This window comes from Sphingomonas lycopersici (assembly GCF_026130605.1).
Classification (GTDB): Bacteria; Pseudomonadota; Alphaproteobacteria; order Sphingomonadales; family Sphingomonadaceae; genus Sphingomonas; species Sphingomonas lycopersici.
Genome location: NZ_JANFAU010000019.1, coordinates 1 through 19,501, shown reverse-complemented (window position 1 = coordinate 19,501; position 19,501 = coordinate 1). Strand labels below are relative to the sequence as shown.

The window sequence follows — 19,501 nt, the reverse complement described above, 5'->3', positions numbered from 1 at the left end:
CGTTGCGAACATCATTACGTCTTTTGCCTGCCGCGCGAAGGTGCGCCCGCGTTGATCGTGGCAATTCTTCACGAGCGCATGGACCTCATCACACGACTGGGCAACCGCCTCGCCGAATAGCGGCTGCCCCTTTCGCCGCCCCCCGTCCATCACTGCATCGCCACCGGCACGCCGCCCTTGAGCACCGCGACCGGATGCTCCAGCGTCTTAACATCGGCGAGCGGGTCGCCCTTCACCGCGACGATATCGCCATAATGCCCCACCGTCAGCGATCCGACATCCTCGCTCCGCCCCAGCGCCTCGGCGGCGCTGGTGGTGGCGGCACGGATCGCCTGGATCGGGGTCATCCCCCATTCGACCATCTTGGCGAATTGCTTGCCGTTGTCGCCGTGCGGATAGACCCCGGCGTCGGTGCCGAACAGCATCTTCACCCCGGCGCGGACCGCGCGCTGGAAGGTCTGGCGCTGCTTGAGCCCGATCATGCGCTCCTTGTCGAGGCTCTCCTGCTCGGTGCCGTTCTTGGTCCCGGTCGCGAGGATATAATCGTCGTTGTAGATATCCATGTCGAACCAGGTCTTGTGCTGGATCGCGAGCTTGATCGCCTCGTCCGAGGCGAGGCTGCAATGTTCGATCGTGTCGATCCCCGCGAGGATCGCGGTTTTGATCCCCTCGTCGCCGTGCGCGTGGCTGGCGACTCGCATGTGGAGCATATGCGCCTCGTCGGCGATCGCCTTCATCTCTTCGAACGAGAGCTGCTGCCCGCCGACCGAATCGCCCAGCGAGAACACCCCGCCGGTGGCGCAGATCTTGATCACCTCGGCGCCATATTTGTGCAGCCAGCGCACCTTGGCGCGCGCCTCCTCGGGCGAATTGACCACCGACGGCTCCTTGCGGTCATAGCCCGGCGGCAGCGCGTTGTTGTCGCAATGCCCGCCGGTCGCGCCGATCGCATAGCCTGCCCCGGTGATGCGCGGCCCCGGCACCCAACCGCCGTCGATCGCTTCCTTGAGCCCGATATCCTGGAACCCGTCCGCGCCGACATTGCGCACCGAGGTGAAGCCCGCGCGCAATGTCTTGAGCGCATTGGCGACCCCCACCGCGCTCCAGAAACTGTCGGTATATTTGAGCGTCTGATAGCCGCCGACCTCGGCCAGCCCGGTGAGATGGACGTGCATGTCGATCAGGCCGGGGAGCAAGGTCACGTCGCCGAGATCGACCTGCTTCGCCCCGGCCGGTGCTTCGGGCTTCGACCCGCGCGTGCCGATCGCGGTGATGCGCCCGTCGGTGACGACGATTACCGGCTGGTCGACCAAGGCGCCTTTTTCGACATCGAGCATCCGCGCGGCGGTGACCACCGTGGTTTCGGCCATTGCCTGCCCCGCCGCCGCCAGCCCGACGATCGCCAGCGCCGATGCCGCCGACGCGCGCGCCGCAGCCACCCATTTCCTCATTGCCCGATGCTCCCCCGATAATATGGTTGCAGCCATCATGGCGCGGCAATTCCGCGGAGGAAAGAGATCATGATGCCTGATTTGCCGATCGAGGGGGGCTGCCGCTGCGGCAAACTGCGTTTCCGCATCTCGGCGCGCCCGTTGCTGGCGATGGCCTGCCATTGCACGGGCTGCCAGAAGATGACGGCCAGTGCCTTTTCCACCTCGCTCGCGGTGCCGGAGGCGGGGTTCGCCGTGATCGCCGGGGAGCCGGTGATCGGGGGGATGCACGGCTATCCACACCATCATCATTGCGACTGGTGCAAGGGGTGGGTGTTTACCCGGCTCGATCCGGCAATGGGCTTCGTCAACGTGCGTGCAACGCTGCTCGACGATCCGGCATGGTTCGCACCGTTCATCGAAAGCTATACCAGCGAGGCGCTGCCCTGGGCGCAGACTGGCGCGCGGCACCGTTTCGCGCGCTTCCCCGAGCCATCCGACTATCCCGCCCTGATTGCCGAATATCAGGCTCTATGGGGTCAGCCGAGCATCCCAAGATAGCTTTGCGGTGGCAGCGGCAGCGCGATCCGGGTGACGATCGCCGGCAGGCATACCACCGCCACCAGCGCCGCGCCGAGGTGGAATCGCCGGCGATCGAACGCCGGCCAGCCGATCACCAGCCCGATCGCCGCCGCGATCATCGCCCATAGATGATAGCGCAGGTCCGAGGCGATGCTCACCGCCGCGAAGCTCGCCTCCCCCGCGATCGCCGAGACGAACAGCGCACGCGCCAGCACCGCTTCCGCCGATCGGTTCCGGCGCAGCGCGACCAGCCCGGCGAGCGCGAGCCCGAACCACATGAACGGCCAACCGAGCGGTGTCTCGACGACATAACCCCCGACATGCTGCCACCCGCGCGCCACCGCGCCGGGCGAACCCAGCCCGAGGTCGTTGCGCTCGCTGTGCAGCGTCGGCGGCGCGCCGGGCCAGCGATATGGCACCAGCCAGCGCATCGTCGAATTGAGATGCGCCAGGCGATGCGCGGCATAAGCGAGCGGGTGGCTCAGCATCGCCCCGACCCACAATCGATAGAGCTGCGCGACCGGCATCCTGGCGAGCGGCGCGACGTCGGCGCCGCACGGACCCCCGTCGCTCAGCGGATCCCAGAAATAGGGCTTCGCACAATTGAGCGCGACGATCCGCGCCACGCTTGTGGCCGGCAGGCCGACATCGGCGCCCGGCGCGCGCACCGCGATCCCCGCGAGATCGTAGAGCGGCTGGGTCCGCGTGACTCCGCTGTCGCGCGCGCCGAGCAATTGGTGATTGATGACCGGCGACAGCGCGAGCACCATCGCGACGCCGCCCGCCGCCACCGCCACGCGCGCGCGCCAGCCGAGCGGCACCAGCATCGCGACCAGCGGCGCGACCGCGAACACCGCATTGGCGCGCACCAGCACGGCATAGAGCATGAGGACGCCCGCGGCGGCCCAGGCCAATACGCCGGGGTGCCCCACGATATCGCCCGCCCCCTCTCCACCGTTCGCCCTGAGCCTGTCGAAGGGCGGCCCCAGCTCTCGAACGGCAGGACGCCCTTCGACAGGCTCAGGGCGAACGGTGAAGGAATGCGCCGCAAGACCTAGCCACCCCGCCCCGATCACCCCGGTCGCCGCCAGCAGCGCGCCGGTCATCTGCGCGTCCTTCAGCACCACCGTCTGCCAGCCGAGGAACGACGGCAGCACCGCGATCCCCCCCAGCAATGCCGCCGCGCGCACGCGCCCGTTGCGCGCCAGCGCCAGCGCGAGCAGCGCGAAGCCGAGCCAGTAGAGCGTCATCTGCACCACGAACAGCGGCGCCTGCCCCGGTGCGATCCACGCCAGCGCCGCCCACAGCCGCGCCATCGCCGGCGGGTGCCAGTCATCGTACCGCCCGGACCATATCTGCCGATATTGTACCAGCGTGTCGTACATCGCGAAGCCGGGGCGATAGACCGCGAGGGTCAGCGCCCAGCCCGCCAGCATCCCCCCGCTGACCGCCCGAACGGCGCGGTCGCGGGGGGATGAATCTGTCATGCAGCCGTCAGATGTGCAGCGCCCGGCCGTAAGCGGCCAGCACGCTTTCGTGCATCATTTCCGACAGCGTCGGATGCGGGAAGACGGTTTCGATCAGCTCCGCCTCGGTCGTTTCCAGCGTCTTGCCGATCGTATAGCCCTGGATCAGCTCGGTCACTTCGGCGCCGATCATATGCGCGCCGAGCAATTCGCCGGTCTTGGCGTCGAACACCGTCTTGATGAAGCCTTCGGGCTCGCCGAGCGCGATCGCCTTGCCGTTGCCGATGAACGGGAAATTGCCGACCTTCACCTCATAGCCCGCTTCCTTGGCCTTGGCCTCGGTCAGCCCGACGCTGGCGATCTGCGGGTGGCAATAGGTGCAGGCGGGGATGTTGCGCGGGTCCATCGCGTGCGGATGCTTCCCCGCGATCGCCTCGGCGGCGATCACCCCCTCGTGGCTTGCCTTGTGCGCCAGCCACGGCGGCGCGGTGATGTCGCCGATCGCCCACAGCCCGGGCACATTGGTGCGGCACGCCGCATCGGTCTTGAGGAAACCGCGCTCGTCCATTGCCACGCCGAGCTCCTTGAGCCCGATATTTTCGGTGTTGGGCACGATCCCCACCGCGACGATGACATGGCTGAACTCGCTGACGCTTTCCTTGCCGGCCTTGTCCTTCAGCGTCGCCTTGACGCCGTTCGCGCCGACATCCAGCTTGCTGATCCCCGCGCCGGTCAGGATCGTCATGCCCTGCTTCTTGAGCGCCTTTTCGAGGAACGCCGAGACATCGGCATCCTCGACCGGCACGACGCGGTCGAGCATCTCGACCACCGTCACCTCGGCGCCGAGATCGTTGTAGAAGCTGGCGAATTCGATCCCGATCGCCCCCGATCCGATCACCAGCAATTTCGTCGGCATCTCCGCCGGGGTCATTGCGTGGCGATAGGTCCAGATGCGCTTGCCGTCGGCCTTGGCGAACGGCAGGTCGCGCGCGCGCGCGCCGGTCGCGACGATGATGTTCTTCGCGGCGAGCTCGGTCTTCTTGCCGTCCTTGTCGCTAACGGTCAGCTTGCCCGCGCCGGTCAGCTTGCCCTCGCCCATATGGACCGCGATCTTGTTCTTCTTCATCAGGTGCGTAACGCCCTGATTGAGCTGCTTCGCCACCCCGCGCGAGCGCTTCACCACCGCATCGAGATCGGCCGAGATCTTCTCCGCGACCAGCCCGTAATCCTTGGCGTGCTGCATCTGGTGGAACACCTCGGCCGAGCGCAGCAACGCCTTGGTCGGGATGCAGCCCCAGTTGAGGCAGATTCCGCCGAGCAATTCGCGCTCGACGATCGCGGTCTTGAGCCCGAGCTGCGCGGCACGGATCGCCGCGACATAGCCGCCGGGGCCCGAGCCGAGCACGATAAGGTCGTAGGTGTCAGCCATCAATCATCTCGCATCTGGCGGCCGCGCTTCCAGGCGCGGCGGATTTCGTAGAGGCTCATCGCCGCGACCGCGATCAGCGCCGCATAGCCGACCGCCCAGATCGTGTCCGCGCCCTGCGGATACGACCAGGCGGCGGCCCAGAACATCAGCCCGGTGGCGATCAGCCCCACGCAGAGGTGCAGCAGTTCGATGATCACCGCCCGGGTCATCGCATCATCTCAGGCGAGCATGCCCAGCGGGTTTTCGAGCAGCGCCTTGAACGCCTGCATCAGCTCCGCCCCGTCGGCGCCGTCGATCGCGCGATGATCGAAGCTGCCGGTCGCCGACATCACCGTGGCGATGCCGAGCGCGTCGTCGATCACATAGGGGCGCTTCTCGCCCGCGCCGACCGCCATGATCATGCCCTGCGGCGGATTGATCACCGCCTCGAACTGCTTGATCCCGTACATGCCCATATTGCTGAGCGAGGCGGTGCCGCCGGTGAATTCCTCCGGCTTGAGCTTCTTGTCGCGCGCCCGCGCGGCGAGATCCTTCATCCGCGTCGAGATCGACGAGAGCGAGGCGCTGTCCGCCTCGGTGATCACCGGGGTGATCAGCCCTTCGGGGGTCGATACCGCGACCGAAATGTCGGCGCGGGCGAAGCTGATCAGCTGATCCGGCGTGAACATCACGTTGCACTTCGGCACCTGCACCAGCGCGACCGCGAGCGCCTTGATCATCAGATCGTTGACCGACAGCTTGACCCCACGCGCCTCGAGGCTGGCATTGAGCTCGCTGCGCAGCTTGAGCAATTTGTCGAGCCGCACGTCGACGGTGAGATAGATGTGCGGCACCTGCTGCTTCGATTCGGTCAGGCGGCGCGCGATCGTCTTGCGCATGTTGCTGAGCTTGGTCGCCTCATGCGGGATATCCGGCACGTGCGCCGGCGCGACCGGGGCAGCGGCGGCGGCCGGCGCGGCAGCACGCGCAGCCGGCGCCGCGCCGGGCTGAGCGCCCTCGACATCGGCCTTGACGATCCGCCCGTTCGGGCCGGAACCCGCGATCGCGCCCAAATCGACGCCCTTCTGCTCGGCGATGCGCCGCGCGAGCGGGCTCGCCTTCACCCGATCGCCCTCGGCGCGCGCGGGCGCCTTGGCGGCGGGGGCTGGCGCCGGCGCGGCGGCGGGCGCGGCTGCCTGCGGTGCGGCTTCGGGCTTGGGCGCTTCCGGCTTGGCGGTTTCCTGTTTCGGGGCGGCCGGCTTGGGCGCGGCAACCTCGCCCTCACCCGAGAGCAGCATGATCACTTCGCCGACCTTCACGCCGTCGGCACCTTCGGGGACGACGATCTTTTCGACCACACCCTCGTCGACCGCCTCGAATTCCATCGTCGCCTTGTCGGTTTCGATCTCGGCCATCAGGTCGCCGGCCTTCACCGTGTCGCCTTCTTTCACCAGCCACTTGGCGAGCGTGCCCTCTTCCATCGTCGGCGAGAGCGCGGGCATCTTGATCTCGATCGGCATTCAATTCCCCGGGGAGAGGTGAGTAGTCTCCCCGTCTCTCGCGCCCCGCCCTTGCGCGGTCAAGCCCGCAGGCCGATAACCAAGCCGATTAGGGGGCATTACTGATGCGGATCTATCTGACCGTGATCGACGATACGCCGGAGGCGGAAATCGCGTTGCGTTTCGCCGCGCGCCGTGCGGTCAAGACAGGGGGTGGAGTCGAGATTCTCGCGCTGATCCCGCCGCAGGAATTCATCGCTTTCGGCGGCGTCCAGGCGACGATCGAGGAGGAAGCGCGGCTCCACGCCGAGGGGCTGGTCGCGCGCGCCGCCGGCACGCTGATCGAGGAGGCCGGGCTGCGCCCCTCGCTGACCGTGCGGCAGGGCGACGGGCCGAAGGTGATCCGCGAGATGATCGCCGCCAATCCCGATATCGCCGCCTTGGTGCTGGGCGCGGCGACCAACGGCACGCCCGGCCCGCTCATCGCGCATTTCACCGGCGATCTGAGCGCGATGCCGGTGCCGCTGATGATCGTCCCGGGCAATCTCGACCGCGCCGCGATCGACCGGCTGAGCTGAGCGGTCCGCCGGTTGCCGAGCGCGGGGAATTTGTGTACATATCAAATGTCCACAAGGAGGCGGCGATGTCGGGCAATTCATCCTCGGACCTCGTCCGCGTCGGTGTTCGTGAACTCCGCGCCAATTTGAGCGGCCTGCTCAGGCAGGCACGTCACGGCACGTCGTTTCTCGTCATGTCGCACAACGAGGTGGTCGCCGAGATACGGCCGCCGTCGACCACCGCCTCGCCGCGGCGTCGCGCCGGCGCGCTTGCCGGCAAAATCCACATCGCCGACGATTTCGACTCTCTTCCCGCCGACGTGCTTGCCGCCATGGAAGGCGATGCAGGTTGAAGGTCCTGCTGGATACGCATACGATCTTGTGGTGGCTGGGCGATGATCGCCGCCTCGGCGGTCGCGCCCGCGCCATCATCGAGAATCCGGCCAACGACATCATCGTAAGCGCCGTTTCGCTGTGGGAGATCGTGGTCAAGGTCAGGGTCGGCAAATTGCGCGCCGATATCGCCGAGATCGTCCGCGCACTGGAAATCGAGGCTTTCGATTTCCTCGCCATTCGCCCGGCGCATTTGCAGAAGCTGGCCGAATTGCCGACGCATCACCGCGATCCCTTCGATCATCTGCTCATCGCGCAATCGATCGTCGAAGGCACAAGCCTGATGACCGACGACCGCCATGCCGCGCTCTATCCGGCGCGGATAATCGGTTGCTCGGACGACATCGCGCCGAGCGATTCCCCGCACGAACTCGAATAGCCCGCTTTTTTTTAAAGGACCTTGCGCTCTGATGAATCGCACGCTGCTCCCCCTCACCGCGCTCCTGCTCGCCACCCCCGCCGCCGCGCGCGAAGCGCCCTCGCCCGAGAAGCTGCGCGCCTCGGTGGAAAAGCTCGTCAGCTTCGGCACGCGCCACTCGCTCTCCTCCGCCACCGATCCGAAGCGCGGGATCGGCGCGGCGCGCAACTGGGTCGCGGCAGAATTCGCGAGCCTGTCGAAACAATGCGGCGGGTGCATTTCGGTCGAGCGGCTGTCGCGACGCTTCACCGGCCCGCGCGCGCCCGACGGGGTGGTGATCGAGGATGTGCTCGGCATCCAGAAGGGCAGCGATCCCAACCGCTTCGTCATTGTCGGCGGGCATATCGACAGCCGCGTGTCGAACGTGATGGACATCACCTCGGACGCCCCCGGCGCCAATGACGATGCCTCGGGCGTCGCGCTGGTGCTCGAAGCGGCACGGATCTTGTCGAAGGAGAAGTTCGCCGCCAATATCGTCTATGTCGCCTTCTCCGGCGAGGAGCAGGGATTGTGGGGCGCGACCCTGCTCGCCGAGACCGCCAAGGCGCGCGGCTGGCAGGTCGACGCGATGCTCAACAACGATATCGTCGGCAATTCGATCGGACAGGGCGGGGTCAGGGCGGGCGATTATGTCCGCGTCTTTTCGGAAGGGATCCGCACCAGCGAGACGCTTGCCGAACAGGTCGAACGCCGCGCGATCGGCGGCGAGGACGACGGCCCGAGTCGCGCGCTGGCCAAGACGATCCACGGCATCGCGCAGGCGCTGCCCGGCGATTTCGCCGCCTTCGTCGATCGCCGGCCCGACCGGTTCGGCCGCGGCGGCGACCACGAGCCCTTTCTGCGCGAAGGCTATCCCGCGGTGCGCTTTACCGTCGCGGCGGAGAATTGGGATCGCCAGCACCAGGATCTGCGCACCGAGAACGGCATCGTCTATGGCGATACGATCGAGGGGATGGACTTCGCTTATCTGTCGAAGGTCACCGCGATCAACGTCGCGACGCTGGCGCGGCTCGCGGCGGCGCCCGCCGCCCCCGCCGGGGTGTCGATCGCCGGGGCGCTCGGCCGCGACACCAATGTCAAATGGAGCGCGACGCCCGGCGCGACCGGCTATCGCCTCCACTGGCGGCGCGCCGATCAACAGGATTGGAGCGACCAGCGCGAGGTCGCGGGCGGCGTCACGACGGCGGTGCTGAAGGACGTGCCGGTCGACGACCATTTCGTCGGCGTCTCGGCGATCGGCGCGAACGGCGCGGAAAGCCTGATCAGCTTCGCCGGACGCGCGGCGGCGAAGTGACGGCCGCCGGCGGCACCTGCGCCGCCTATCTCGCGCGACGCCGCGGCTTGCGCCGCGGCATCGGCTTCGGCACCGGATAGGAACGCGCGGTCTGGGTGCTGACGGTCGCGCCGGAACGGTCGCGATAGTAATCGGCGTTGACGTCATAGCCCGGCGCGGTCCTGCTCGTCGTCACCGTCGCGCCGTCGGGAGCGTGCCTCACCACCGGTGGCGGGAGCGGCGTCGAGCGCAGCGGCGGCGCGTCGTCCTCGCGATCCAGCGGCACCGCGACGACCACCCCGCCGGGCACCCGATCGCCGCGCTGGGCGATCGCGGCGCCCTCGACGGCGACCAGCCCGAGCATCGCAGCCGACAATATCAACCAGCGCATCTCGCTCTCCCCCGCAACCCGCGCACGACAAATAGCAGCGATCCGACTCAGGCGATACGATCGGCGATCAGCGCGACCAGCGCCTCGCACCCCGCGGCGTCATCGGCATCGAACCGCCCGACCGACGGGCTGTCGAGATCGAGCACCCCCACCAGCCGCCCGTCCGCCGCGACGACCGGCACGACCAGCTCGGACGCGCTCGCCGCATCGCACGCGATATGCCCGGCGAAGGCGTTGACGTCGGCGACCAATTGCGTCTGCCGGCTCGCCGCCGCGGCGCCGCACACCCCCTTGCCCAGCGGGATGCGGATGCACGCCGGCTTGCCCTGGAACGGCCCGAGCACCAGTTCGCCCCCGACCATGCGGTAGAAGCCAGCCCAATTGAGATCGGGCAGATATTGCCACAGCAGCGCGGCGGCATTGGCCATATTGGCGATCGCATCGGGCTCGTCGGCGGTCAGCGCGTCGAGCGCCCCAGCCAGTTCGCGGTAGAGATCGGCCTTCGAGCCGGCGGCGATATCGAATTGGTACATGGGTGCGCTCTACGTCATTCCCGCGAAGGCGGGAATGAACAAGAAATTGGGGCCTCCAAACTCTCCCCGTCACACCGGGCGCGACCCGGCATCGAGAGTCACAAGCGATATCGCCCTCGGCTCTGGATGCCGGGTCGAGCCTGGCATGACGAACGGAGAACCGCTCGTCACTCGTGTGAACTTCGTGAACTTTGCCGCTCAGTCCAGCTGCACCTTGCCGCGTCCGGCCTTGACCACGCTGCGCCCCTTCTTGGCGTCGACGCGGCGTGCCTTGGCGGCGCGCGACGGCTTGGTCTTCACCCGCCGCGCCTCGCGCTCCTCGGCGCGCGCGAGCAAGTCGGCGAGCCGTTCGCGCGCATCGGCGCGATTGGCCTCCTGCGTGCGATAGCGCCGCGCGGTGAGCACCAGCACTCCGCTCGCGCCGAGCCGCGATCCCGCGAGCAGCTTCAGCCGCCGGAACGTTTCGGGATGTAGCCCGAGCCGATAGACGTTGACGCGCAGCTGGCAGGCGGTGGCGACCTTGTTGACATTCTGCCCGCCCGGCCCCGTCGCGGCGAGGAAGCGCTCCTCGATCGCATCCTCGGGCACGACGATCTCAGGCATCCGGGTCACCGAATCCGATTTTGGCGAATCGCTCGGGCCAGGGCGCGACCGCCGCGACATCCTCTTTCCCCGCGCGCGGCACGATCAACTCGGCGGCGTGGAGCATCATCCCCGCCGGATGCGCCGTGCCATAGACGGGGTCGCCGACCACCGCATGTCCCAGCCCTTCGAGCGCATGAACGCGGATCTGGTGGGTGCGCCCGGTCGCGGGGCGGAATTCGACCAGCCCCAGCCCGTCGCGCGCCGCGATCAGCCGCCACGCGGTGCGCGCCGCCTTGCCCTTTTTGGCGTCGCCGGTCATCCACCAACCGCGCTCGCGGGTCGAGACCTTGGCGAGCGGCAAATCGATCTCGCCGCTCTCGCCCGCCGGCACGCCGTCGAGCACTGCAAGATACCGTTTCTGCACCGCGCCGCTTTCGAACGCTTGCTGGAAGCGCGCATGCGCCTTGGGGTTGCGCGACAGCAGCAGGCAGCCGCTGGTATCGCGATCGAGCCGATGCACCGGCTGCGGCCAGCGCTTGAACCCGAAGGTCAGGCTGTTGAGATGGTTTTCGAGGCTGATCGCGCCGTCGCGCGGCCGATCGACCGGCAAGCCCGCCGGCTTGTCGATCACCAAGGCCTCGCCATCGAGGAACAGCACTTTCTCGCCCAACATGCCCCGCCCTTGCCACCGACCACGCTTCGAGGCCAGAGGAAGCGACATGATGCTGCGCAGCCTTTTCCTGATATCGCTCCTCATCGCCGCGCCGGTCGAAGCGCAGGTGTGCGGCGGGGCGAGCGCCCTGGTCGCCGCCGACGGGCGGGCGTTGGGGCATCTGCCCTATGGCGACGCCGCCGACCGCGATCTGGTGACCGCCCCGCCGGGGGTGGCGATCATTGGCACCTGCCGGCTGCGCCCCGAGGCGATGGCCGCGCTCGAACGCCTGCTCACCGCGGCGGCGGGCGACCCGGCGGTGCAGGGGCGGCTCTATGCCTTGTCGTGCCACCGGTCGCTCGAATCGCAGGAGGCGACCTTCTGCAAGCCCCGCGCCGAGGCGACCGACGGCGATCGCTCGATTTCGGTCGCGCCGCCGGGGCATAGCGAGCACGGCACCGGCTATGCGCTCGATTTCACCGTCCGCCCGGCCGACGGCTGCCGCGACGCCGAAGGCTGCATGGCCGCCAAGCCCGCCTTCCGCTGGCTGCGCGAGAACGCGCCGCGTTTCGGCTTCGAAATGTCCTTCCCGCCGAGCAATATCCAGCGCGTGAAATGGGAGCCGTGGCACTGGCGCTGGGTCGGCACCAGCGCGAGCGAGCCGGGCGCCGCGCGGGCGCGCTTCCTGTTCGCCCGCGCACGGCGCGATTTCCCCGCCGATCCGGCGATCCCCGATCAGGTCGCCGCCGGGGCGAAAGCCACCGTGACCGAGCAGGCGCCGGGTCAGTCGAAGGAATAAGCGTCCATCGCCAGCACGCCATACGTGTAGCTGTGGTGGAGCCGGATCGCCTTGGCTCCCGCGCCGCCCGCGCCGAGCGCGGTGTAGAGCGGCAGCAGGTGATCGGGGGTCGGGTGATTGCGCCGCCCCTCGGGCGCGATCTCGATCGCGTCGAGCACCGCGCGCGTATCGCCCGCGGTCAGCCGCGCGTGCATCCACTCGGCGAAGGCGCTGACCCATTCGGGGGTCGGCGCGTCGACCGTGCGGCGCGCGGCGAACACCTCGCGCAGATTGTGAGTCATGCTGCCCGATCCGATCACCAGCACATTGTCCGCGCGCAGCGGCGCGAGCGCCGTGCCGATGCGATGATGCCAATCGGGGTTGTGTTCGCTGCTGATCGAAAGCTGGACGACCGGAATATCCGCCGCCGGCCAGCCGAGCAGCAACGGCACCCACGCGCCGTGATCGAACCCGCGCGTCGGATCGGCACGGACCGGCACGCCTGAGTCGGCAACCAGCGTCGCGACCCGCGCGGCGAGATCGGGCGCGCCGGGTGCCGGATAGTCGAGCCGATAGAGCGCCTCGGGGAATCCGCCGAAATCGTGGATCGTCCCCGGGTGTGCCGCGGTCGTCACCACCGCGCCGGGCATATCGTGATGCGCCGAGACGACGAGGATCGCCGCCGGGCGCTTTAGCATGTCGCCCAGCCCGCTGAGGAAGTCGCGCGCCGCGCCCGGCTCGGCGACGATCATCGGCGAGCCGTGCGACACGAACAATGCGGGCTGGGTGGTCATGATCTTAGAGTCCTTTGGAAAATGCGGTTTCAGCGCATTTCCAGACAACCTTACCCCTTCAGCTTCGCCGCTGTCTCGGCGATGCGGCGGCCCTGATAGCGTGCGCCGTCGAGTTCCTCCGCGCTCGGCTGGCGGCTGCCATCGCCGCCCGCGATCGTCGTCGCGCCATAAGGCGCGCCGCCGCGGACCTTGTCGACGCCCATCTGCTCGGTGAAGCCGTAATCGAGCCCGACGATCGTCATGCCGTGGTGCAGCAGGTTGGTGATGATCGAGAACAGGGTGGTTTCCTGCCCGCCGTGCTGCGAAGCGCTCGACGTGAAGGCGCCGCCAACCTTGCCGACGAGCCCGCCGCGCATCCACAAGCCGCCCGCGGTATCCCAGAATGCCGCCATCTGGCTCGGCATCCGCCCGAAACGGGTCGGCGCGCCGACGATCACCGCGTCGTAATCGCCCATCGCATCGGGGCCTTCGATCACCGGATGCGCGGTATCGGTCTTGAAGCCGGCGGCCTTCACCACCTCGGCGGGCGCGGTTTCGGGGACGCGGCGGATATCCACCTCGGCCCCGGCCGAACGCGCGCCTTCCGCCATCGCGTCGGCCATCTGCTCGATATGGCCGTAGGACGAATAATAAAGCACCAGAACCTTGGTCATTGTGTCAGCTCCATTTGAAGAAAGGGGGTGCCGCCCGGCGGGGGGGGGGGGAAGACCGGGCGGCTGGGGGGACAGGTTAGTTCGAATCGACCATCACGAGCTCGGCATCTTCCTGCGCCGCGATCGTGAAGCGCCGCCCGCCCGACAGCGCCGCGCCGTCGCGCGCCGCGAAGGGCTCGCCGTTGATCGTGATCCGCCCGGTGGCGGGGACGAGATAGCCGTGGCGCCCGGCGCCGAGATCATAGTCGAGCGATTCGCCCGCCTTGAGCGTCGCGCCCAGCACGCGCGCATCGGCGCGGATCGGCAGCGCGTCGCCGTCGTCGCCGAAGCCGCTCGCCAGCGTGACGAACCGGCCCGAGCGATCGCCTTTCGGGAAGGGCTTGGCGCCCCAGCTTGGGTTGCCGCCCGGCTGGCGCGGCAGGATCCAGATCTGGAACAGGGTCGTCGCCTCGTCTTCCAGATTATATTCGGCGTGGCGGACGCCCGAACCGGCGCTCATCACCTGGACGTCGCCGGCGGCGGTGCGCCCGCGATTGCCCAGCGAATCCTGGTGCGTGATCGCCCCGCTGCGAACGTAGGTGATGATCTCCATGTCGCGATGCGGATGCGGCGGGAAACCGCTCTGCGGCGCGATCGTATCGTCGTTCCATACAAGGATCGCGCCCCATCCCATCCGCGCCGGATCGTCGTAATCGGCGAAGGAGAAATGATGATGCGCGTCGAGCCAGCCGTGATCGGCGTGGCCGAGGCTGTCGAACGCGCGGCGCTCGATACCGGAATGGGTCAGGATGTCGGTCATCAGAACCTCCATTGCTTGACGCGAACATAGGTTGGCGCGATCAACGCGAAAACGGAAACGTTCGAAACGAATCGTTTCCCGATAGGGGTGATTGATGCGACTGCCGGACCTCGAGGCCTGGGCGACCTTCGCCACCGTGGCGGATCACAGTTCGTTCAGCGCCGCCGCCACCGCGATGGGGGTTTCCAAGGCGACCGTGTCCAAGGCGGTGGCGCGGCTCGAAGCGTCGCTCGGCCAGTCGCTGTTCCACCGCACCTCGCGCCGGCTGACGCTGACCGAGGCGGGCAAGCCGCTCGCCGAACGCGCGCAGCGCATGTTGGCGGAAGCGGTGGCGGCGGAGGAGGCGGCGCACGATGCCGCCTCGGCCCCCGCGGGCCGGCTGCGCGTCGCCGCGCCGATGACCTTCGGGGTCACGCATGTCGCGCCGCTGATCGCCGAATTTCTCGCCGCGCATCCCGCGATCGAGATCGAGCTCGCTTTGTCAGACGCGCGGGTCGATATCGTCGCCGAGGGGTTCGATGTCGCGCTGCGCATCGCCGAATTGCCCGATAGTTCGCTGCGGGCGCGGCGGCTGCGCAGCGTCGCCTCGCATATCGTCGCCGCGCCGGCCTATCTCGAACGCTACGGCACCCCGCGCCACCCGGGCGAATTGGGCGACCACCGCCTTCTCGGCTACACCAACGTCACCGGCCCCTGGCGCTTCCGCGGGCCGGGCGGGGCGGAGGTCGCGGTGCGCGCGAGCGGGCCGCTTGCCGCCAACAGCGGCGATTCGCTGATGCCGGCGCTGATCGCCGGGCTCGGCATCGCGCGCCTGCCCGATTTCATCCTCGGCGACGCGCTCAACGACGGGCGGCTGACCGAGATTCTCCCCGAATGGCGCCCCGCCCCGGTCGGGCTGCATCTGCTCACCCCGCCCAGCCCGTTGCGTCCCGCGCGGGTCGAGGCGTTGATCGCATTCCTTTCGGAACGATTGCACGACTGACGTACTTGATCCGTCACATTGCGGGTCTAAGAGCCGCGCGGTCGAGCCAATTCCGACTCGATGCACGAAAGCAGGAACCGATGCCCCGATCCAGCCCCCAGCCGGGCGACGGAGACAGTAGAAGCCGCGCTTCGCTGTTCCCGAACGCCCCCTGCCTGGCGGCAGGATCGCAGCAATCGGCCTAGTCCGATCCACGCGGTCTCCGTCGGGTGAATCCCCTTTTGGACCCGATGGAGGTCGCGATGACCAAGACGCTGTTTCTCGCGGTGGCCGCTGGCTGCCTTTCCTTTCTACCCCTGCCCGCCGCGGCGCAGGACGCCGACCAGCCGACCCAGGATTGGGCGGTTCACGGCCAGGCGACCTTCGTAGTGCAGGGGGTCGGCGGCTTCGCCTCTCCCTACCGCGGCACCAACAGCCTTGCCCCGAAACAAGCGAAGGAAACCGTCGACGCGACGCTGTTCCTCGGGGTGCGCCCCTGGGCGGGCGGTGAGATCTGGGCCAATCCCGAGATCGATCAGGGTTTCGGGCTGTCCAATACGCTCGGCGTCGCCGGCTTCCCCAGTGCGGAGGCGTATAAGGTCGGGCGCAGCAATCCCTATTTCCGGCTGCAGCGGCTGTTCTTCCGCCAGACGATCGGGCTCGGCGGCGGGCATGAGAATATCGCACCCGGCGCCAATCAGCTCGGCGGCACGCGCGACGGCAACCGCGTCGTGATCACCGCCGGCAAGTTCGGCGTCGGCGATGTGTTCGACACCAATGCTTATGCCCATGATCCGCGCAGCGACTTCCTCAACTGGGCGGCGGTCGACGCCGGGACGTTCGACTATGCCGCCGACGCCTGGGGCTATTCGACCGGCGTCGCGGTGGAATATTATTGCGGCGCGTGGACGCTGCGGGTCGGCGCGTTCAACCTCTCCAAGGTGCCCAATGGGGAAACGCTGGAGCGCGATTTCAGCCAGTTCCAGCTCGATGCGGAGATCGAGCATCGCCACAGCATCGCGGGCCACCCCGGCGCGGTGCGGGTCACCCTGTTCCGCAACCACGGCCGCTTCAGCCGCTATGACGATGCGCTGGCGCGCGCCGCGGTGACCGGCGAGCCGATCGATCTCGCGCTGACCCGGCGGCCGATGACGCGCATCGGGGTGCATTTCAATCTCGAGCAGGAACTGACCGGCAACCTCGGGGTGTTCGCGCGCGCAGGCATCGCCGACGGGGCGATCGAGCCCTATGATTTCACCGATATCGACCGCACCGCGCAGATCGGCGCGATGCTCCACGGCGCCGGCTGGGGACGCAAGGACGATCGCATCGGGCTGGCGCTGATCGCCAACGGCATTTCGGCGGAGCACCGCCGCTATCTGGCGTCGGGCGGGATCGGCGTGCTGGTCGGCGACGGGAAGTTGCCCGATGCCGGCGCGGAGGAGATCGCCGAACTATTCTACGCGCTCCACATTGCGCCCGCGTTCGAGGCGACGGTGGATGCGCAGCATATCGCCAACCCGGGCTATAATCGCGAGCGCGGGCCGGCGAACGTCCTCGCGCTGCGGCTCCACGCAGCGTTCTGATCCCTTCTCCCCTCCCTGGAAGGGAGGGGCTGGGGGTGGGTGGGTATGGGGGGCACCGCATTGGTATCCTCGCAGGCCAACCCACCCCCGCCCCCTCCCTTCCCGGGAGGGGGGAAGGAAGCAGAAAGAGAGGGCGCCGCCGCTTGCCACCCGCCCGCCTTTCACGCTTAACCCGCGCGATGCACGACGCGCCCTTGCTCGATCACGAAGAGCCGGTTCCGCCCGGCGTCGCCCATCCCAGCCACAAGATGATCGGCGCGGGGCTGATCGCCGCTGCCGTTATCGTCGCGCTGGCGGCGGGGATGATCCTCGCCAGCCATCCGTTCGGCTTCGACCGCGCGATCATCCTCGCGCTCCACGAAGCCGGCCCGATGTGGCTGCGCCACGCGGTGATCGACGTCACCGCGCTCGGCAGCGTCACCGTTTTGACGCTCGTCGTCGCCGCGACCGCCGCGCTGCTGCTCGTCCGCCGGCTGTGGATCACCGCCGCGCTGGTGGTGTTGGCGACGGCGCTCGGCTCGGCGGCGGTCGAGCTGCTCAAGGCGATCTTCGGCCGCGCGCGCCCCGATATCGTCGATCATGTCGTCGCGGCGAGCGGCTACAGCTTTCCCAGCGGCCACGCCGCGAATAGCGCGATCGTCTATCTCACCACCGCCGCGCTGGTGACGCAGGTGACCCACGGCCGCGCGACGCGGCGCTATGTCGCGCTCGTCGCGGGGCTGCTGGTCGTCGCGATCGGCGCGAGCCGGGTCTATCTCGGCGTCCACTGGCCGTCCGACGTGCTCGCCGGGTGGAGCTTCGGGACATTGTGGGCGCTCGGCTGGTGGTCGATCGGCGCGAAGGCGCGGATGAATTTACTCGGCCAGCGCGAGTAAGCGATGCGCCGCCTTGAGGTGCGGCGCGTCGATCATCTTGCCGTCGAGCTGGAGCACCCCCGCCCCCGGATTGGCGGCGAAGGCGTCGATCACCGCGCGGGCATGCGCCACCTCCTCGACCGAGGGGGTGAAGGCGGCGTTGATCACCGCCACCTGCGTCGGGTGGATCGCCATCATCCCCGCGAACCCGTCGCGCCGCGCGCGGGCGGCATAAGCCGCGAGCCCGTCGAGGTCGCGGAAATCGGGATAGACCGTCTCGATCGCCGGCACACCCGCGGCATGCGCCCCGAACAAGGTGAGCGCGCGCACCATCTTGTAGGGATCGGTATAGCTGCCGTCGGCCTCGCGCGAGGTCGCCGCGCCGATCGCCGCGGGCAGATCCTCCGCCCCCCAGGTCAGCCCGGCAAGCCGCGCGCCATTATAGGTGCCGAGCGCGAACACCGCGCGCGGCGTCTCGCTGGCGATCGGCAGCACCGCATAGCCGCCCGGCAGCTGCGCGATAAGATCGTCGACCGACGCGCCGCCTTCCGCCTTGGGCAAGGTGATCCCGGCCAGCGGCAACCCCGCGAGCGCGGCGAGATCGTCCGCCACCAGCGCCGAATCGAGCGGGTTGATGCGCACGAACAGCGCCGGGCCGCCCGGCGCCCGCGCGACGAACGCGCGCACCGCGGCGCGGGCCGCGGGCTTGTTGGCGAGCGATACCGAATCCTCCAAATCGAGAATCAGCGCATCCGCCCCCAGCCCGAGCGCCTTTTCCATTCGCTCCGGCCGGTCGCCGGGAACGAACAGCAAGGAACGCAACCTCATTTGCCCTTCTCCGCCAGCTTCCGCTCCCACGCCAGCGCATCGCGCACGATGCCGTCGAGGTCATCGCGCTTCGGCCGCCACGGCAGCGCGGCGAGGATCGCGCGATTGTCCGCGACCAATTCGGCCGGATCGCCCGCGCGGCGCCCCTCGAAACGGCGCTCGATCGCTACATTAGTCACACGATCGACCGCATCGAGCACCTCGAGCACCGAGAAGCCGCGGCCATAGCCGCAATTAAGGATATGGCTCTCCGCCGGCTGGCTCACCAGCAGCCCGAGCGCCGCGACATGCGCATCGGCGAGATCGGAGACATGGATATAATCGCGCACCCCGGTGCCGTCGCGGGTGGCGAAATCGGTACCGAACACCCCGACGTGCCCGCGCTTGCCGGTCGCCGCCTCGACCGCGATCTTGATGAGATGCGTCGCGCCGATCGTCGATTGCCCGCTGCGCCCCTGCGGGTCGGCACCCGCGACGTTGAAATAGCGCAATGCGCAATAATTGATCGGATGCGCCGCCGCGACGTCGCGCAGCATCGCCTCGGTCATCAGCTTCGACATGCCATAGGGATTGATCGGCACGGTCGGGTCGCCTTCCGCCACCGGCACGCGCTGGGGAGTGCCATAGGTCGCGGCGGTCGAGGAGAAGATGAAATGCGCCACCCCTTCCGCGACCGCGCTTTCGATCAGCGCGCGCGAGGCGACGGTGTTGTTGCGATAATATTTGAGCGGATCGCTGACCGATTCGGGCACCACCACCGATCCGGCGAAATGCATGATCGCGCGGACGCGGTGATCGCGGATCACTTGCCGGACGGCGGGATCCTCGACCGCCATCTCGACCAGCGTGGCGCGCGGATCGACCGCCCAGGCGAAGCCGGTGACGAGATTGTCGACGACCACCACCTCGTAACCGGCGTCGAGCAGCGCCAGCACCGCGTGGCTGCCGATATAGCCCGCCCCGCCCGTCACCATCACCTTGCCGTCGAACGTCATCCGATGCTCCTTTGCGCGTGCCCCTTATACGGTTTCGGCGGCGCCGAAACCGTATAAGGGGCACCG

General features: G+C 68.4%; 23 protein-coding genes. 9 read left to right on the top strand and 14 right to left on the bottom strand.

The annotated features are described in order from the left end of the window. Positions 1-149: 149 nt before the first annotated feature. Entirely contained in the window at positions 150-1,451 is a 1,302-nt protein-coding gene (locus tag NED98_RS21690; RefSeq protein ID WP_265314462.1) for a Xaa-Pro dipeptidase, read from the bottom strand. 72 nt (positions 1,452-1,523) lie between these two features. Between NED98_RS21690 and NED98_RS21685 the strand changes: the two genes are divergently transcribed. After that, positions 1,524-1,991, top strand: a complete 468-nt coding sequence (locus tag NED98_RS21685) for a GFA family protein (protein ID WP_265314461.1) — start codon at positions 1,524-1,526, stop codon at positions 1,989-1,991. Here NED98_RS21685 and NED98_RS21680 read toward each other — a convergent pair. Genes NED98_RS21680 through NED98_RS21665 form a run of 4 tightly spaced genes read right to left on the bottom strand, consistent with a single transcriptional unit; the run spans position 1,970 to position 6,406 of the window. Continuing rightward, positions 1,970-3,499, bottom strand: coding sequence for a hypothetical protein (locus NED98_RS21680; protein WP_265314459.1), 1,530 nt, complete (start codon positions 3,497-3,499; stop codon positions 1,970-1,972). The two genes, NED98_RS21685 and NED98_RS21680, sit on opposite strands and share 22 nt — an antisense overlap. Positions 3,500-3,506: 7 nt before the next feature. Next, the gene (gene lpdA, locus NED98_RS21675) at positions 3,507-4,907 is read right to left on the bottom strand and encodes a dihydrolipoyl dehydrogenase (RefSeq protein ID WP_265270822.1); all 1,401 of its coding nucleotides are present in this window, start codon (positions 4,905-4,907) and stop codon (positions 3,507-3,509) included. Further along, complete coding sequence (locus NED98_RS21670) at positions 4,907-5,116, bottom strand: hypothetical protein (protein WP_179512580.1); 210 nt, start codon at positions 5,114-5,116, stop codon at positions 4,907-4,909. Before NED98_RS21670 ends, lpdA begins: the two co-directional genes overlap by 1 nt. 9 nt (positions 5,117-5,125) lie before the next feature. Continuing rightward, positions 5,126-6,406 (bottom strand): pyruvate dehydrogenase complex dihydrolipoamide acetyltransferase, encoded by a 1,281-nt coding sequence (locus tag NED98_RS21665; RefSeq protein ID WP_265314458.1) that lies wholly within the window; start codon positions 6,404-6,406, stop codon positions 5,126-5,128. 104 nt (positions 6,407-6,510) lie between these two features. Between NED98_RS21665 and NED98_RS21660 the strand changes: the two genes are divergently transcribed. From NED98_RS21660 to NED98_RS21645, 4 genes are all read left to right on the top strand, one after another. Further along, on the top strand, positions 6,511-6,963 hold the full coding sequence (locus NED98_RS21660) for a universal stress protein (RefSeq protein WP_179512582.1): 453 nt from the start codon (positions 6,511-6,513) through the stop codon (positions 6,961-6,963). Positions 6,964-7,028: 65 nt separating this feature from the next. Beyond that, the gene (locus tag NED98_RS21655) at positions 7,029-7,295 is read left to right on the top strand and encodes a type II toxin-antitoxin system Phd/YefM family antitoxin (protein WP_265314456.1); all 267 of its coding nucleotides are present in this window, start codon (positions 7,029-7,031) and stop codon (positions 7,293-7,295) included. After that, entirely contained in the window at positions 7,292-7,714 is a 423-nt protein-coding gene (locus tag NED98_RS21650) for a type II toxin-antitoxin system VapC family toxin (RefSeq protein ID WP_265314455.1), read from the top strand. Before NED98_RS21655 ends, NED98_RS21650 begins: the two co-directional genes overlap by 4 nt. Before the next feature lie 31 nt (positions 7,715-7,745). After that, positions 7,746-9,047 (top strand): M20/M25/M40 family metallo-hydrolase, encoded by a 1,302-nt coding sequence (locus NED98_RS21645; RefSeq protein ID WP_265314453.1) that lies wholly within the window; start codon positions 7,746-7,748, stop codon positions 9,045-9,047. Between the two features lie 25 nt (positions 9,048-9,072). On the opposite strand, the gene NED98_RS21640 is transcribed toward NED98_RS21645, so the two are convergent. The 4 genes from NED98_RS21640 to NED98_RS21625 form a co-directional block, all read right to left on the bottom strand. Further along, positions 9,073-9,417, bottom strand: a complete 345-nt coding sequence (locus tag NED98_RS21640; RefSeq protein WP_265314452.1) for a hypothetical protein — start codon at positions 9,415-9,417, stop codon at positions 9,073-9,075. A gap of 47 nt (positions 9,418-9,464) precedes the next feature. Beyond that, positions 9,465-9,950 carry a GAF domain-containing protein gene (locus NED98_RS21635; RefSeq protein WP_265314451.1) on the bottom strand — a complete coding sequence of 162 codons (486 nt, stop codon included), beginning with the start codon at positions 9,948-9,950 and terminating at the stop codon, positions 9,465-9,467. Positions 9,951-10,148: 198 nt separating this feature from the next. Next, entirely contained in the window at positions 10,149-10,553 is a 405-nt protein-coding gene (gene arfB, locus NED98_RS21630) for an alternative ribosome rescue aminoacyl-tRNA hydrolase ArfB (protein ID WP_179512586.1), read from the bottom strand. Then, positions 10,546-11,208 carry an RluA family pseudouridine synthase gene (locus NED98_RS21625; protein WP_265314450.1) on the bottom strand — a complete coding sequence of 221 codons (663 nt, stop codon included), beginning with the start codon at positions 11,206-11,208 and terminating at the stop codon, positions 10,546-10,548. The genes arfB and NED98_RS21625 overlap by 8 nt, the downstream gene beginning before the upstream one ends. Before the next feature lie 49 nt (positions 11,209-11,257). On the opposite strand from NED98_RS21625, the gene NED98_RS21620 reads away from it, so the two are divergent. Beyond that, on the top strand, positions 11,258-11,986 hold the full coding sequence (locus tag NED98_RS21620) for a M15 family metallopeptidase (RefSeq protein ID WP_265314449.1): 729 nt from the start codon (positions 11,258-11,260) through the stop codon (positions 11,984-11,986). Here NED98_RS21620 and NED98_RS21615 read toward each other — a convergent pair. From NED98_RS21615 to NED98_RS21605, 3 genes are all read right to left on the bottom strand, one after another. After that, complete coding sequence (locus tag NED98_RS21615) at positions 11,971-12,759, bottom strand: dioxygenase family protein (protein WP_265270816.1); 789 nt, start codon at positions 12,757-12,759, stop codon at positions 11,971-11,973. The genes NED98_RS21620 and NED98_RS21615 overlap by 16 nt on opposite strands. Before the next feature lie 50 nt (positions 12,760-12,809). Beyond that, positions 12,810-13,412 carry an NAD(P)H:quinone oxidoreductase gene (wrbA, locus tag NED98_RS21610; RefSeq protein ID WP_265314447.1) on the bottom strand — a complete coding sequence of 201 codons (603 nt, stop codon included), beginning with the start codon at positions 13,410-13,412 and terminating at the stop codon, positions 12,810-12,812. A gap of 76 nt (positions 13,413-13,488) precedes the next feature. Continuing rightward, positions 13,489-14,211 carry a pirin family protein gene (locus NED98_RS21605; RefSeq protein ID WP_265270814.1) on the bottom strand — a complete coding sequence of 241 codons (723 nt, stop codon included), beginning with the start codon at positions 14,209-14,211 and terminating at the stop codon, positions 13,489-13,491. 94 nt (positions 14,212-14,305) lie between these two features. On the opposite strand from NED98_RS21605, the gene NED98_RS21600 reads away from it, so the two are divergent. From NED98_RS21600 to NED98_RS21590, 3 genes are all read left to right on the top strand, one after another. Further along, the gene (locus NED98_RS21600) at positions 14,306-15,193 is read left to right on the top strand and encodes a LysR family transcriptional regulator (RefSeq protein WP_179512592.1); all 888 of its coding nucleotides are present in this window, start codon (positions 14,306-14,308) and stop codon (positions 15,191-15,193) included. Between the two features lie 242 nt (positions 15,194-15,435). Further along, positions 15,436-16,758, top strand: coding sequence for a carbohydrate porin (locus NED98_RS21595; protein ID WP_265314446.1), 1,323 nt, complete (start codon positions 15,436-15,438; stop codon positions 16,756-16,758). Between the two features lie 179 nt (positions 16,759-16,937). Next, entirely contained in the window at positions 16,938-17,633 is a 696-nt protein-coding gene (locus NED98_RS21590) for a phosphatase PAP2 family protein (RefSeq protein WP_265314444.1), read from the top strand. Here the strand turns inward: NED98_RS21590 and NED98_RS21585 are convergent. Together NED98_RS21585 and galE are read right to left on the bottom strand one after the other, a co-directional pair. Beyond that, on the bottom strand, positions 17,613-18,440 hold the full coding sequence (locus tag NED98_RS21585) for an HpcH/HpaI aldolase/citrate lyase family protein (protein ID WP_265314443.1): 828 nt from the start codon (positions 18,438-18,440) through the stop codon (positions 17,613-17,615). The two genes, NED98_RS21590 and NED98_RS21585, sit on opposite strands and share 21 nt — an antisense overlap. Next, the gene (galE, locus tag NED98_RS21580; RefSeq protein ID WP_265314441.1) at positions 18,437-19,435 is read right to left on the bottom strand and encodes a UDP-glucose 4-epimerase GalE; all 999 of its coding nucleotides are present in this window, start codon (positions 19,433-19,435) and stop codon (positions 18,437-18,439) included. Before galE ends, NED98_RS21585 begins: the two co-directional genes overlap by 4 nt. Positions 19,436-19,501 lie beyond the last annotated feature (66 nt).

Bases quoted from the DNA above. Each gene is read 5' to 3' on its own strand.
- NED98_RS21660 (WP_179512582.1), top strand. From the start codon at position 6,511: ATGCGGATCTATCTGACCGTGATCGACGATACGCCGGAGGCGGAAATC.
- NED98_RS21595 (WP_265314446.1), top strand. From the start codon at position 15,436: ATGACCAAGACGCTGTTTCTCGCGGTGGCCGCTGGCTGCCTTTCCTTT.
- NED98_RS21605 (WP_265270814.1), bottom strand. From the start codon at position 14,211: ATGACCGACATCCTGACCCATTCCGGTATCGAGCGCCGCGCGTTCGAC.
- NED98_RS21690 (WP_265314462.1), bottom strand. From the start codon at position 1,451: ATGAGGAAATGGGTGGCTGCGGCGCGCGCGTCGGCGGCATCGGCGCTG.
- galE (WP_265314441.1), bottom strand. From the start codon at position 19,435: ATGACGTTCGACGGCAAGGTGATGGTGACGGGCGGGGCGGGCTATATC.
- lpdA (WP_265270822.1), bottom strand. From the start codon at position 4,907: ATGGCTGACACCTACGACCTTATCGTGCTCGGCTCGGGCCCCGGCGGC.
- NED98_RS21625 (WP_265314450.1), bottom strand. From the start codon at position 11,208: ATGTTGGGCGAGAAAGTGCTGTTCCTCGATGGCGAGGCCTTGGTGATC.
- NED98_RS21670 (WP_179512580.1), bottom strand. From the start codon at position 5,116: ATGACCCGGGCGGTGATCATCGAACTGCTGCACCTCTGCGTGGGGCTG.
- NED98_RS21645 (WP_265314453.1), top strand. From the start codon at position 7,746: ATGAATCGCACGCTGCTCCCCCTCACCGCGCTCCTGCTCGCCACCCCC.
- NED98_RS21615 (WP_265270816.1), bottom strand. From the start codon at position 12,759: ATGACCACCCAGCCCGCATTGTTCGTGTCGCACGGCTCGCCGATGATC.
- NED98_RS21685 (WP_265314461.1), top strand. From the start codon at position 1,524: ATGCCTGATTTGCCGATCGAGGGGGGCTGCCGCTGCGGCAAACTGCGT.
- NED98_RS21600 (WP_179512592.1), top strand. From the start codon at position 14,306: ATGCGACTGCCGGACCTCGAGGCCTGGGCGACCTTCGCCACCGTGGCG.
- NED98_RS21590 (WP_265314444.1), top strand. From the start codon at position 16,938: ATGCACGACGCGCCCTTGCTCGATCACGAAGAGCCGGTTCCGCCCGGC.
- NED98_RS21585 (WP_265314443.1), bottom strand. From the start codon at position 18,440: ATGAGGTTGCGTTCCTTGCTGTTCGTTCCCGGCGACCGGCCGGAGCGA.
- NED98_RS21640 (WP_265314452.1), bottom strand. From the start codon at position 9,417: ATGCGCTGGTTGATATTGTCGGCTGCGATGCTCGGGCTGGTCGCCGTC.
- wrbA (WP_265314447.1), bottom strand. From the start codon at position 13,412: ATGACCAAGGTTCTGGTGCTTTATTATTCGTCCTACGGCCATATCGAG.
- NED98_RS21620 (WP_265314449.1), top strand. From the start codon at position 11,258: ATGCTGCGCAGCCTTTTCCTGATATCGCTCCTCATCGCCGCGCCGGTC.
- NED98_RS21635 (WP_265314451.1), bottom strand. From the start codon at position 9,950: ATGTACCAATTCGATATCGCCGCCGGCTCGAAGGCCGATCTCTACCGC.
- arfB (WP_179512586.1), bottom strand. From the start codon at position 10,553: ATGCCTGAGATCGTCGTGCCCGAGGATGCGATCGAGGAGCGCTTCCTC.
- NED98_RS21655 (WP_265314456.1), top strand. From the start codon at position 7,029: ATGTCGGGCAATTCATCCTCGGACCTCGTCCGCGTCGGTGTTCGTGAA.
- NED98_RS21665 (WP_265314458.1), bottom strand. From the start codon at position 6,406: ATGCCGATCGAGATCAAGATGCCCGCGCTCTCGCCGACGATGGAAGAG.
- NED98_RS21680 (WP_265314459.1), bottom strand. From the start codon at position 3,499: ATGACAGATTCATCCCCCCGCGACCGCGCCGTTCGGGCGGTCAGCGGG.